This is a genomic window from Mesorhizobium sp. P2_C5_2, from assembly GCF_056404535.1.
The window spans coordinates 1-12,507 of sequence record NZ_JBFUDV010000007.1; the positions used below are offsets into that span (position 1 = coordinate 1).

A 12,507-nucleotide genomic window follows, 5' to 3' on the forward strand; every position below is an offset into this window, starting at 1 on the left:
ACTCTGCGATTTCCTCGTTATGGCGATCGCGTTTTGCGGAGGTTATCCATGAAATCGGTATCAACAAACATTCTGGTCCTGGGCGCCGCTGCCTTTCTGGTCGCGCCTTTCGTCGGGCTTTTGTGGCGGACGCGGGAATGGTTTGGATGGTGAGTTTCCGATGAGCAGATTTCTGCCCCTGACGATCAAATTCGTGGATTGCAGTTCGATGACGGTGTCGTCGATCGCCGACGCCAGGAAGGCGCTGGGTGGGACATGGAAGAACAAGGAAGCGGAGGCCTACAAGGCGGCCGTCAGGCTGGTGGATGACGCGTTGAACGGCACTTGCCGCCCCAACATCGCCTTTGCCGCTTTCAAGAATGCGGCCGCCCAACAGGGCTTGCTGAAGCCTTCGAAGCCAAGTGCCGCCCTTGCCATGCTCGACGAATTGGCGTCGTTGGACGGACCCGGCGGTCAGACAAAAACCGGCTGACGGATTGCACCCTTACCGGTCCACGATACTTTACCTAGGTTCGCGGTTCATGCTGAGATAGGTCGGATCGAACTCGGCGATCTCCACCAGCCGCTGCCAGTCCAAAATCGTCACCATGTAATTTGCCCAGCCGATCACACCGATCTTGCGCAGCGCGCCGATGACCCGGTTCATGTGAACGACCGAGAGCCCAAGCACATCGGCCAGTTCCACCTGCGACAGGGGAAGCCTGAAACTCATGCCGCTGGTCTGCTTGACGACCTGAAGCCGGACGAACAGCTCGCACACAAGATGCGCCAGATGCGAGGTCTTGGAGCGCCGGCCCATGGCCACGATCCATTCGCGGTGGATGGCGCCGTCGACGAGCGTATCCAGCCACAGCAACCGGGTGAGATGCGGCGCCTGTTCGGTGATGGTCCGCAGCCGGCTGTGGTCGGCGGCGATCACCCGGCATGGCGACAGCGCGATGATGCCATGGTCCATGGTCTTGAGCAGAAAGGCGTGCAGGTCGACAAAATCGCCGGGAACCTGCAGCGAGGTGAACTGCCGGCCGCCATCCTCCAGCACCTTGTAGCGCGCGGCCAGTCCCTCGATGATGAGAGTGCTGTAGCCTGGTCTCGATCCCTCAGAAACGATGTCCTGGCCGGTGGCAAAGTCCAGCTCGACGGTCATGGCGCCGGTGAGCAGCCCCTTCTCATGCTCCGAGAGGGCATCATGCTGGCCAAGGTTCAGATAGAGCGACTCTAGCATCGATGGTTTTCATCCGAATGGGTGGAGACGAAACTGATAGGCCTAGCTCAACGCCGCAGATCGGGTGCGGTTGCATCAGTCATGACCCGCCGGCATCTCGCCCAGAGGATGGCAAGAAATCTGTTTTGGAATCAGGCGGATGGAACCATGAGAGGGAAAAAGGATTTACCGTTCTCATGCAGGGATGCCGCAGATGGAACGGTTCTACTTCGACCTGTACAACACCGAAAACCAGATGGATGAAGAGGGCCAGCTGTTTCCAAACCGAGAGCGTGCGGGAGCCGAGGCGTTGCGAATATTGCACGATGTCGCCCGCGACGAGATGCCGGAGGGAGAGCACCGGCGGATCACCGTCAAGATGCTGAACGAGAACAGGGAGCAGATCTTTGAAGCGTCGTTGACGATGGCGTCGCTGTGGAGTTGAGCGTCCGCGGCTCTGTCGACCACGGCATGGAACCTCTTGCCCTTCGCTAGCGACATCCATGTAGGGCGAGCGGCACTTTCGGCCAGTATACGCCTCTCGGCCGGGCGGGGCAGCCTGCGGAGCTTGCACCGCTTTTCGTCCTGCTTGCCTCGGGCGAAATAACCTACACGGATGGAAGCGTTTTTGGCGCCAATGGCGGCACCGGCGTGATCTGAAAGCCGGAGCGCATATCAGCCACCACTAAACGATGGCGCCGACAGTTAAAATCGGGCAGTGATTGGCGAATGTTCGCGCCTGCCCGAAATTTTGTCCGCCTTACTTTCGCGTCGTTGCTGATTGGCTTCGTCGCCCTGATAGCCATCGTCGCCACCAATTTCTGGCTTGGCCAAAGAGCACAGTCTTATTTTGATGAAGCGATTGAAGCGCGTGATACGCGGGTGGCGGCGGTTGAGTTGCGCAATGCAATGCAAACCGCCGAGGCGAGCGAGCGCGGCTTTGTCATTACCGGCAACGAGATCTATCTCGGGCCCTATCAGACTGCAAAAGCACAGGCGCAACGCCATCTGCAGGCGCTGCAAACCCTGCTGACGTCGTATCCCAACTCGGACGCCACGTTGCAGAGGCTGGCGGCAATCATTGCCACCAAGTTCGAGGAGCTTGACCAGACCATAGAGCTCAAGCGCGACCAGCGCGATGCCGAGATTCAGGCGATATTCCGTACCAACAAAGGCAAGGCCCTGACCGACGAAGCCAATGTGTTCTTCTCGGGCATCATTGGGCAAGCGGATGACCGGCTGACATCAGGTGTTGCCGAGCAACGTGCCAACAGCGGCTGGCTCCGTCTGGTCTCGGCAATAGGCGGCCTTGTCATTGTCGCGGTGGTTGGCGGAGCGGCCTACGGTGCCGCTCGTTACACCAGGGAACTGCGCAAGACGCGCGACGAGGTCAACGACCTCAACAGCGAACTGGAATTGCGCGTCGCCACGCGCACCGAGGATCTGGCAAAGGCCCGCGATCGGGCCGAAGTGCTGTTGTCGGAGGTCAATCACCGGGTCGCCAACAGCCTGGCACTTGTTTCTTCTCTTGTGAACCTCCAGTCAAAGGCTGTCGGCGATCGTGCGTCCAAAGATGCCCTGGCCGAAACGCAGGACCGGATTTTTGCGATTTCACTGGTGCATCGGCGGCTATATGGCTCCTCCGATGTTCGCTCGGTTGCATTGGACGAGTATCTGACCGGGCTGCTCGATCATTTGCGTACATCGCTACGCAGCCAGGTGCACGAGGTTAGCTTGACGTATGACATTGCGCCAATCGATCTTGAGACGGACACCAGCATCAACCTCGGCGTCATTGTGACGGAACTTGTCACCAACGCCTTCAAATATGCATATCCCGATGGGGTTGGAGCAATCCGGGTGCGGCTGAGCAAGCTGCCAGGAGACCAAGCGGAACTGGTGGTCGAGGACGATGGCGTTGGGAAGGCTGACGGTGCGCCCGCTAAAGGGACCGGCGTTGGCAGCCGGATCATACATGCCATGTGCATCAGCCTTGGTGCCAAACTCGCCTACAGCAATCTCCAGCCCGGCACCGCTGCTCATTTGATATTTTCGACGAGGCCGAGACGCGCTATCGCAGCAACGTAGACCGTGCCTCTTCAGGACGGGGCTGCGGCTACGGCAGCATTCCAGCCGGTGACGTGGTATTCGTCATAGCCAAAGGCGGAGGTGGCGGGCACACATGTTTGAACGGAAGCAGTTTGCCTGTCGATGGCCGACCGCATCGGCGATTGTCCTACTCATGCTCGCCGCGACAATCGGCCCAATTGGTGCGAGCGCCCAGGAAGGCGCCGCTGGGATTACCCAGCGAACCGTTTTTCCTCCTTTCGATCGGACTGCTCCCCCATGCAATCCGCCAGCGGGCCTCTACAAGGTCCTGGCGTACATACAGGAGAACGACCGTGATTTCCTCCAGGGAGTCGATCACGGGCTGTCCATGGCGGCAAAAAATCGTGGCTTGGAATATCGAAGGGTCCTGGCGGAAAATGATGTCGGCAAGGCGATAACCGAAGTTCAATCGCTGGTCGCAGCAAAGGTAGGCGCCATGGTTGCTACATCGCCCGACCCGGCCGCTTTCAGCCCAACCCTCCAGCACGCGATCTGGTCGGGCGCGTTTGTCGGTACTATCGTGCCTCCACCGGCAACGCTGCTGCTGAACGCCCCACAATATCGCACGGGCAAGGTGCTGACGGACGCAGCGACCGACTACATCAACACCAAGCTCGGCGGAAAGGCGAAGGTCGTCCTGCTCACGCAGGATACGATGGAGTTTTTGTCGCCCCGCTTCACGGCAATGCGAGACGGACTGAATGCCTTACCCGGAGTGACGATCGTGGCTGACATCGCGCCAAGGCCGGTTACCAAGGAAGGCGGGTTCGCCACAATGCAGACCGTCCTTGTTGCCAACCCTGACGTCGACGTGGTGCTTGGCGGCGACGCAGTCGTGTTGGGGGCGCTGAAAGCACTGCGCGCTGTAGGGAAAGACCGGCCGGACCAGTTCCTCGGCGGAATTGACGGTGAGGCGGAGGCTGTCGCCGAAATCCGGAAAGCCAACAGCCCTTACAAGGCCAGCATATCTCTATCCTCGCCAGTGTTCGGCTATGCGATGGGACAGTTCGCGGCCGACTGGCTCGAAGGCAAGAGCATTCCACAGGCGATGGACATCCTTCCCATAGCCCTGACCAGCGCCAACCTGTCGCAATACGAGGCCGATCTGGTGGATCCCGCATCGGTCTACGCTGATCCCTCGCGCCGTGACGCCTACCTCAAAATGTACGGGAACATCTGCTATGACACCCGCGACCACTATGTGAATTTTCCCTGGTCGTCGGAGCAGAAATAGATCGACTGACTGTCGCATGTGCCGTGAACGTGATTCGGTCGGAAGTTCGCTCTTCAAGGCCGACGTGCTGAACGAAGTTGGATCGTGCGTCGCCGGTAGCCTGAATGCCCGACCATGCCACGGAGCCAAATTCGCGGCAGACCAAGGCTCGTGAAGTTGGGGCTGGCGAACACCCGCCATTCGATCCTCGCGCATATCTCTGCCAGACAACGGCGATGGAACAAAACCGGAGATGCCGCGTTTGATGGCTTGCGGCGCGATGTAACGTCCGACCGTGAGGGGCATTTCTGAGGATAAGATCCGTGGGGGGAGGGGCACTGTGACCGTGCAGGCGTCCAAGAAGCAATTGGACCGTCGAAATATCCTCAATGTTCTAAAAGCTTTCAGGCGCGGTGATTTTTCCGTCCGTATCGACAACGTTTATGAGGGCATCGATTCCGAGATCGCGGATACGTTCAACGAAATTGTCGATCTCAATGACCAGGTGACGCGCGAATTCGAGCGCTTGAGCCGGGTCGTCGGCAAGGAAGGTCGGATCGGTGAGCGTGGCCGGGTTCGCAACGCCACCGGCAGTTGGGAATCCAGCGTGCGGTCGGTCAACGATCTGATCGAAGACATGGTTCAGCCGACGGCTGAGGTTGCGCGCGTCATCGGCGCCGTCGCCAAGGGCGACCTGTCGCAGACCATGATGGTCGAGATCGACGACCGACCCCTGCGTGGCGAATTTCTGCGCATGTATCAGGGAGGGTTCCAGAGGTAGCTACGTCACCCAGGACACGTATCGTGCGGCAAAGCACAAGCCCGACTTTGATGCGTTGCCGTGGGAGGCCGACTATAGGGCAGCGACCAGAAGGCCTAAGTGCGATGGTGGGGCAACCGCCGGCTCTTCGACCTAAAGGCCCTAGTGGTGCAATTCTTGTTCGGTTGAAAGCGCCGCCACACACTCTTCAAGAATGGCAAGGCGAAATCGAAGCCACTTTAATTCTTGGCCTACTTGCGCCAGCTTCAACATACCGGCCGAGCTTGCCACTCTTCGCCTCTGCTCCTCTTCCAAGGACGCGATCTTCACGCGCAACTCCAAGGCTTCCGTAGCCTTCGAGTTCCTAACCAAAATCCGGGCTCGCATATCCAACCCCACACAGCAAAAACGTCGCCATCAATTGCACGGCTGCGTTAAACTCTGGCGTTCAAATCGTTGAGAAATTTAGCGATTACTAAAATAAGGATCGATGCACCGGCAGCAGCAGGACGATCACCGCGCTGATCGCCATAACAGGCAAGCGGCCATGCCCACCATGTCGCGCTGCCTGTAGCGCCAGACCGCGCTGGCGCGCATGCAGCGGTGATGGCGGCGATGTGAAGCGGTACGAGGTTCATCAACCTCGCCGCGTTGTCACTGCCTCGACCCTGCGCGCGACATCGTCAAAGTGCTTGTTAAGCGCGGCTATGTTTTTTTGCCATGCAAGATCGCTCGCGGCATCAATGTCTCGCGAGGGCGTTTGAGAAGCCAGATTGCGCACGGCCATCGCCACGAAGGACAAAGCCGACGCGGAAGCTATAGCTGAAGCGATCGGTAAGAGCGCCGGGATCGAAGAAAATCAAGCCAAAGCCGAAATGGCGCTAGGCGCCGAGGCCGGCCCCCCTAGAAAATTCACTGGCGCCAGGAACTGGTTGCTGTTGGCCGAGTTCAATTCACGATAACAGGAGTGAAACATCGTGAACACGCCAATCACCAATGACCCCATCGAATCCTCAAGCGACCTGGAATGGCTGCACCCTACCAATGCCGAGATAGCCGGCGGCAGCAAGGAAGCACTCGGCAAGTTGAAATCGAGCGCGGCCGAGACTGCAACGCACCTCAAAACCGCCGCCGCGTCGGTTTCGACTGACGCGAAAAATTATGCCGGCTCGGTGGCATCGGATGCTGCTGGGGCGTTCAAGGAAGCGGTAGAGTCAAACAAGACCGCAGGCGCCGACGCGATCGCCAACATTGCCCATTCCGTCAAGGAAGCCGCCGATGGATTTGAGAAGCAATCGCCTCAGGTTGCCGGCATGGTCCGTACAGCCGCCGAGGGCGTGGAACGGATTTCGTCGGATATCAGGGATCGCAACGTGGGCGAATTGCTGGACTCCGTCACAAAATTCGCGCAGCGCCAGCCTGCCGCCTTTTTCGGAGTCGGCATCCTAGCCGGTGTGGTTCTCACCCGCATCATGAGAAGCTCCGATCGGTCCTGAGAGGGAGAGCACTCCAAATGGATGATGGTTCCGATCGCCGACCCTTAGGGAGCGTGTTCAGCGAAGGGTTGCGCCAGTTTGCTTCGCTGATGCGCCTCGATCTTCGTCTTCTCCAGGCAGAGATGAAGGTCAAGACGTCGACGATCGTCTCGTCGGGCGCATGCGGCATCGCCGCATTGGCGCTCTTTGTCCTGGCAGCGTTCGCGATTGTCCAGTTCCTGATCCTCGCGATGATCCACGTCGGCGTAAGTCCGATGGTCGCTTGTCTGGCCGTGGGTGTTTTGCTGGGGGTGGGCGGAGTGCTGTTGCTCTACCTTGCCAAGCGAGCGCTTGTGGGATGGACCATCACACCGGTCGAGACCGTCAACCAGGTGCGCACTGACATCGCAGCATTAAAACAGGGGATGCGTTTTGGCTCAACCCAATGAGGAGATGCGCGAGATTATGCTGCAAAGTCGAACAGAGCGCCAGGCTTTGTTTGAACCTGTCAGCGAAATAAGCCGGCGGCTGCAGCCCCGAAATTTGGTCGATGCGTCGACCCGATACGCGAAGCAGAAGGTTGCGAAGGCTCTTGGCGGTGTGTCCGACGCTGTGAAGGATAACGGCGGCACCGCCGCAGCGGTCGCGTTGGGCGCAGTTGCGGTATTTGACGCGGGAAGGCGAAGTGCTCATGGGTCGGCAGGCGCCGATCATGACGCTATAGATCAGGGTGCCAGCGCCGGGCACTCGGACGCGGCGACAATTCGTTACGAAGCCCATACGCGCAAGGCAATCACCAACTTGACGCGGGCAAAAGTGCTCGCTGGATCTGCGGGAGGCCTGTTGATCGGCCACATTATTGGCAAGGCATTTGAGCCCACAGCAAAAGAGCGCGACCTGTTTGGTAAGGCTGGGGCTGAAGTTCAGGATGCAGCGGACACGTTTATCGCTGAGCATGCGCGCGGCGCGAAATTGGCCGCCGCGCAGGCCTTCGGGTTTGCCAGATACGCCGCTACGTTCCTGGCCGTATTGACCGCAGCCAGCGACTATCTTGGCCGCGCGGACGAGCACGATGAAGAGCGAAATCGCTGGCTGCGGCGAAAGCCTTCGTCACTGAACAATTGAAGGAATTCCATGCGGATTGTTGGAACCAACATTGGGATCTGCGGCGAATGGTTCGTCCGCGTGGTCGAGGAAGACTAGGAACTCACCAAATCTTTCGAGATGGAATCGTTCGCACTGGCTTTTGCGGAAGGCCAGCGGATACGGCTAGGGCTTCCCGACTTCAAGAGGCCCGGTCATACGGCGCATAGTCGCCCTTTGAAGCTGGGCGCTGGTTGCTCCACAACAAGGCCACGTTGCCCCGTGGTCATTTTGGGCCATGGGTGGAGAAGCAGGAGGGTCTATCGCCGTCCATGGCGTTGCAGTGCGTGGCGCTGGCCATAGGCGAGCGTCAGGACGCGCGAGATGCTTCATCGGCGTAGGAACCCCGGCCGCCTTGGCAGGCCTATTGCGCCCTCTGTCGCTTGGCTTGTGCGGCAATAGCGCAGAGGAAAGCTAATGCGGCAGCGTCGCATGCCGTCCGCGACGGTCCTTTGGCGAAAAGCATGGCGTCCGCAACTGGCATCGTGAGGCCGTACTTTTGGGCGAAAGAGGTGATTTCGTACGGCTGATCGTCGGATGGATGGCGGATGTCGAATTCGAAATCCATTGTCTAGTTCCTCCCCAGTTCGCGACCCTTTCACTCCTTGGCTCGATGCAAAAATTAAACTACCGACGCATCGCGCGAGTCCAGCAATTGGAAATTGTGTAAAACGATACACTTTCCAGTCGCGCCAACATTGGACGTTCGCCTACTCCGGATTGCAAGGCTGCGGGCTGTGATCGCCGGCGGGGTGTTTTTCACGGTGGTTCCCGTACCGCGAGCGGGTGCAGAACCGCTGCCTGCAGGGTTGACATATGCTGGTTCGCTCTAGCCTCCAGAGATTGCCCGCTGCCGAAAGGTGGCGGGCCTTTTTTGTTAAATTAGCGGAACAGCATATAGGGCCGTAGGTTGTATATGCGGCAGAGCTCCTGCTGGCCAAGGTCCGACTTGGCCTGGCCCGCGTCCTGCCTTGGTCGCGGGCCGACGCAAAAGCCATCTACCATCTAGTCGACGATGCAGTGATCGAGGGTATGGTCTCCAAGCGCCACGATAGCAAATATCGCAGCGGCCGCTCGACAGCCTGGTTGAAGATCAAGAGTTACGAGCTCAATGAATATGATCTGCTCGCGTAGAGCGCGAACCGGGCAAACCGGCCTTTGCTCCTGAACGCACTTCCATAGGCGATCCCGGATTGCACCCCGTGAGTTGATGGACGCAGACCCGACATATTGGCCAGTCGTGCGGTCTGCCATTAGGGCAAGCCGGGCCGGCGCCGGCAACGCAATGGGTGAGGCCAGGCCTGATCGGCCGTGTGAAGCACCTTCGCGGCGAGGAAGACCCTCGCCACGCATCGCTGCAGGATTTTTGACCCATGACCAGCAGCGTCTGGGTCGTCGGAATCGTGGTTGCAATGGTGGTGCATTGGTCGATGAGGTTGTAGCGGCTCGGACAATCCCGGCTTATAGAAGCCGCAACGGGCATTCGCCACAGTAGCAATTTCGCCGATGACGCCCGCCTCTGGCTGCCGCGACAAGGACCAGCGAATAATGGCCTTCACTGTCATCTGGTATGGAAGACAGGGTATTGTCGACAAAGAAATGTTCGATGCCGAGAAAACGGCAAAGGCTCACGCTATCGCCATGTTTCCCACCCGGAAGGGCGACGACGGAATCGTGTCCGTTGAAATTCGCAAGGACACCGGCACTGTCGTTTTTAGCCATGCGGAGAATTAGAGAGAAATTTTGGCCGCCAACCGCGCGATACGTGTGCGCTCAGGGAATGTAAGTAATGTGACCTTCAAAGGTTGTGCTGACGGCAAGCGCAGTTCCGTCGCTTCGCCTGCCGCAGGTCCCTCCCCAAAGGCTGGATCGACCCGCCGCTGCCGTGAAATGGGCGGCGGGTTTCCTGTCAAGGATTAGCGGAACCTAATTTGCTGCCGCAAATTTATCTCCCATGAACGAACGGCCGAACCGCAAAAAACTCGTCCCCAACCCTCAGCCGCGGCGGGAGGCCAGCAAAGGGGTGTTGATGGCCGCTGCGGTGCTGCTATTCGCCTTCTTGGCCTTGCTCGCTTTTTGGGTGCTTCAATGAGCAAACACGGTATCGACTTCTTCTAAAAATGGATGGCAGAGCATCTGCCGAACGCCTTCACCGATGATCCGGCGGCAATCAGCGACTTGGCAGACGAGGCAATGAAGGCGGCCGCCCAGGAAGGAATTTCCAGCGAGGAGATTGCCGACGAGGTCGGCAGTGTGTTCGAAGTGATCGCCGACGCAATTCAGCACCGCGAAGGCGGCAACGGAATTAGCTAACCATGCCGAAATCGAAACGATTCTGGATTGCAGCAGGAATTCTGGCAACTTTGGTGATCGTGGCTTTGATGATGTTCCTATCCTTTGCCGCGCTCGAACCCCACTGACGAGTCAGGATTTGCGGGCAAGAAGGCGGGCTTCCCGCACCAGCGACGACCAGTCGTAACCCAAGAAAGCGATCAACTCGCGAGCCTGGTCTTCGGTGATATCCATCTCGTTGACCAAGCGCCGAACGAGAGTTTCGCGGTTGGCTTACCGCGAGAACTCCCGGCTGGACAATCTGGTGACCAAAATTCTTTAGAGAACTTCTGCGTGGCTAGCGCCCAAGGGGCTGTCTTGAGAGCGAGACGAGTTCGTCCTCGTCTGTCACACCCGCCATGTAATTGGCTATGACCCGGGACGCGATTGCCTCACGTGCTTCCTCTGTTTGGCCTGCAAGCCGAAGCTGCTCGAACACGCGCTGCAACAAATCCAGTTCTGCTGGCTTAAGAGCGCCGGCCTCTCTCGCCCTCCGTCGGATCGGCATAGCTATTCGCCCTCCTCAAAATCCAGTAACGACGGGTCACGTAGGTCCTTGCTCAACGCGCAAGGGCTTCTTCTTCCAGTGTCCGAAGCTTTTCCCGTATCTCCTCGGGCTCGGCATGCTCCAAGCCGACAACGTCATTTCTGGTTTCCTCCAGCGAGACGATGATTTCATCAAGTTTAGCGTGGATGGCGGCTGTATCGCGGTAGCCTTGGATCAGAACCACGCCGGTGATCACGATGGCCGCGACCGACAAAGCATAGGTGACTACATTCGTCAGGCCGAAGGGCACCAGCGCCGTGCAAAGCAACATGGCTAGGACCAGCACATAAAAACCAGGGGGGCGAGATAAAAAGTCGCCGACTACAAAGAGGAAGCGGTTCATATCCTGGCCAAAGTCAGCAAGGCAACCAGCGCCGTGATGGCGACGGAAATAGGTACTGCCGCGAGCAAGCTCGCTTCCAGCAGTCGAGTCTCCCTATCGCGAAACATCGGATAACCTCCCGGAAAGTTCACATCCACCCGTCGGCACCGGCAGACAGCCGCAAAGAAACACCCGCCGCTCCAACTCGGAGCGGCGGGCTTTTGGCATTACTCGATGATCTGCACCACTTTGCGAGTATCGGGATCAACGAGAACCGCATGATCGCCGACGACAGTGTACTTGTAGCGGACGTCCGGAACGTCGATCGTGTGAAGCTCGACCGTGTCGGGAAGTGCCGTACCGACGTTGAGTTCGACGCCGAGCAGGCTGACTGACGCCAGCTTCTGCTTGTGGATGTATTCGCGAACCACGGTCTGCTGTTCGGGCTTGAGAATAACGACTTCCTCAGCAAACGAGGAGCCGATGCCGGCCGTGAGCACGAGGGCGCCGGCGGCGCTGACGAAGTATTTGTTCATGACAAATTCCTTTTTCATGGAGTTACAGGTCGGTTTCAGAACTTGGAATGCGAGTAGATCAGCCGCCACTGGCAGGGGCTGGGGCAGGTGCCGCAGGCTTCGCGGGTGCGGCGGGAGCTTCCGCCTTTGGAGCCTCCACCTTGGGCGCTTCAACCTTGACGTTGATGTCCTTGCCGCCACCACCGCCGTGGATATTGATAACGCCGGTAAATATTAGCAAGACTACTATTGCGATAAGACCAATAACAACAGCAATTGCTGTGCCGCCTCCACCACCGGAATTAACAACAGTTGGGCCGTCAGCCATGAATTCCTCTCCTATCTAGTTGTCTAGATTTGTACAACGGCCGCCATTGCATAGCGTTCCACCCCATGGGCTAGGGTCTATGCGATATAGGTCCTTTGGTCGGATACGACTTAGGACTGAAGTCACACGGCAGGAACAATCCGCCTCTATTCAAGTTCGATCCCCTGGCGAGCCGGCGTCGCGGTGCCGCCATGTTCACAGCTTTAGGAAGATTGAAGATGATGGATGACGTCGAGACTTCGCCAGCCCTTGATGCCCGCTTGGCTGATCTCAAAGCAAGAATGCTGGACGCGCGCGTAACAGAGACCGAAATGAAGATCTTTCAGAAGGTGGCAGCCATCATGGGTGACGACAGCGGCCACATTGACGGCGATGACCTCATTGCGGCTTCTTTCGTGCTCGACGACCAGCCCGACGATCCTTAGAATCTGCATTCCATACTCATGCAGCGCCAGAGGTTTGTTGATGTTCCATCCAAAACAAAAAGCCCGCCGGCGCGAGCCAGCGGGCAATTTGGTCTGGAGTAGCCGGAGTCCCGGCGCGAGGTCAACGAACGTTGAAGG

At 58.4% G+C, this 12,507-nt stretch carries 17 protein-coding genes; 12 read left to right on the top strand and 5 right to left on the bottom strand.

Annotated elements, in window-relative coordinates; genetic code table 11:
* Positions 1-160 precede the first annotated feature (160 nt).
* Positions 161-472, top strand: a complete 312-nt coding sequence (locus tag AC1D1B_RS25230) for a DUF982 domain-containing protein (RefSeq protein ID WP_477335430.1) — start codon at positions 161-163, stop codon at positions 470-472.
* 30 nt (positions 473-502) lie between these two features.
* On the opposite strand, the gene AC1D1B_RS25235 is transcribed toward AC1D1B_RS25230, so the two are convergent.
* Positions 503-1,222, bottom strand: a complete 720-nt coding sequence (locus tag AC1D1B_RS25235) for a Crp/Fnr family transcriptional regulator (RefSeq protein WP_477335432.1) — start codon at positions 1,220-1,222, stop codon at positions 503-505.
* A 193-nt stretch (positions 1,223-1,415) separates the two neighbouring features.
* Here AC1D1B_RS25235 and AC1D1B_RS25240 point away from each other — a divergent pair, with 193 nt between their 5' ends.
* The 8 genes from AC1D1B_RS25240 to AC1D1B_RS25275 all read left to right on the top strand — a co-directional run bounded on the left by AC1D1B_RS25240 (position 1,416) and on the right by AC1D1B_RS25275 (position 7,883).
* Positions 1,416-1,646: a DUF6894 family protein gene (locus AC1D1B_RS25240; RefSeq protein WP_477335434.1), complete on the top strand. Its 231-nt coding sequence runs from the start codon at positions 1,416-1,418 to the stop codon at positions 1,644-1,646.
* A 284-nt stretch (positions 1,647-1,930) separates the two neighbouring features.
* Entirely contained in the window at positions 1,931-3,289 is a 1,359-nt protein-coding gene (locus AC1D1B_RS25245) for a sensor histidine kinase (RefSeq protein ID WP_477335436.1), read from the top strand.
* Positions 3,290-3,383: 94 nt separating this feature from the next.
* Positions 3,384-4,544: a sugar ABC transporter substrate-binding protein gene (locus AC1D1B_RS25250; RefSeq protein ID WP_477335438.1), complete on the top strand. Its 1,161-nt coding sequence runs from the start codon at positions 3,384-3,386 to the stop codon at positions 4,542-4,544.
* Positions 4,545-4,863: 319 nt separating this feature from the next.
* Positions 4,864-5,304 (top strand): hypothetical protein, encoded by a 441-nt coding sequence (locus AC1D1B_RS25255; protein WP_477335440.1) that lies wholly within the window; start codon positions 4,864-4,866, stop codon positions 5,302-5,304.
* A gap of 752 nt (positions 5,305-6,056) precedes the next feature.
* Positions 6,057-6,245 carry a hypothetical protein gene (locus AC1D1B_RS25260; protein ID WP_477335442.1) on the top strand — a complete coding sequence of 63 codons (189 nt, stop codon included), beginning with the start codon at positions 6,057-6,059 and terminating at the stop codon, positions 6,243-6,245.
* A 15-nt stretch (positions 6,246-6,260) separates the two neighbouring features.
* Entirely contained in the window at positions 6,261-6,779 is a 519-nt protein-coding gene (locus AC1D1B_RS25265; protein WP_477335444.1) for a hypothetical protein, read from the top strand.
* A 17-nt stretch (positions 6,780-6,796) separates the two neighbouring features.
* A complete protein-coding gene (locus tag AC1D1B_RS25270) occupies positions 6,797-7,207 on the top strand; it encodes a phage holin family protein (RefSeq protein ID WP_477335445.1) in 411 nt (136 codons plus the stop codon).
* On the top strand, positions 7,191-7,883 hold the full coding sequence (locus AC1D1B_RS25275) for a hypothetical protein (protein ID WP_477335447.1): 693 nt from the start codon (positions 7,191-7,193) through the stop codon (positions 7,881-7,883). Before AC1D1B_RS25270 ends, AC1D1B_RS25275 begins: the two co-directional genes overlap by 17 nt.
* 382 nt (positions 7,884-8,265) lie before the next feature.
* On the opposite strand, the gene AC1D1B_RS25280 is transcribed toward AC1D1B_RS25275, so the two are convergent.
* On the bottom strand, positions 8,266-8,469 hold the full coding sequence (locus AC1D1B_RS25280; RefSeq protein WP_477335449.1) for a hypothetical protein: 204 nt from the start codon (positions 8,467-8,469) through the stop codon (positions 8,266-8,268).
* 980 nt (positions 8,470-9,449) lie between these two features.
* Here AC1D1B_RS25280 and AC1D1B_RS25285 point away from each other — a divergent pair.
* Positions 9,450-9,635 carry a hypothetical protein gene (locus AC1D1B_RS25285; protein WP_477335451.1) on the top strand — a complete coding sequence of 62 codons (186 nt, stop codon included), beginning with the start codon at positions 9,450-9,452 and terminating at the stop codon, positions 9,633-9,635.
* 390 nt (positions 9,636-10,025) lie between these two features.
* Entirely contained in the window at positions 10,026-10,214 is a 189-nt protein-coding gene (locus tag AC1D1B_RS25290) for a hypothetical protein (protein WP_477335453.1), read from the top strand.
* Between the two features lie 578 nt (positions 10,215-10,792).
* Here AC1D1B_RS25290 and AC1D1B_RS25295 read toward each other — a convergent pair.
* The 3 genes from AC1D1B_RS25295 to AC1D1B_RS25305 all read right to left on the bottom strand — a co-directional run bounded on the left by AC1D1B_RS25295 (position 10,793) and on the right by AC1D1B_RS25305 (position 11,944).
* Positions 10,793-11,122, bottom strand: a complete 330-nt coding sequence (locus AC1D1B_RS25295; RefSeq protein ID WP_477335455.1) for a low affinity iron permease family protein — start codon at positions 11,120-11,122, stop codon at positions 10,793-10,795.
* Positions 11,123-11,328: 206 nt separating this feature from the next.
* The gene (locus AC1D1B_RS25300) at positions 11,329-11,637 is read right to left on the bottom strand and encodes a DUF1236 domain-containing protein (protein WP_477335457.1); all 309 of its coding nucleotides are present in this window, start codon (positions 11,635-11,637) and stop codon (positions 11,329-11,331) included.
* Between the two features lie 58 nt (positions 11,638-11,695).
* Positions 11,696-11,944 carry a hypothetical protein gene (locus AC1D1B_RS25305; RefSeq protein WP_477335459.1) on the bottom strand — a complete coding sequence of 83 codons (249 nt, stop codon included), beginning with the start codon at positions 11,942-11,944 and terminating at the stop codon, positions 11,696-11,698.
* A 218-nt stretch (positions 11,945-12,162) separates the two neighbouring features.
* Between AC1D1B_RS25305 and AC1D1B_RS25310 the strand changes: the two genes are divergently transcribed.
* Entirely contained in the window at positions 12,163-12,369 is a 207-nt protein-coding gene (locus AC1D1B_RS25310; protein ID WP_477335461.1) for a hypothetical protein, read from the top strand.
* Positions 12,370-12,507: the final 138 nt, after the last annotated feature.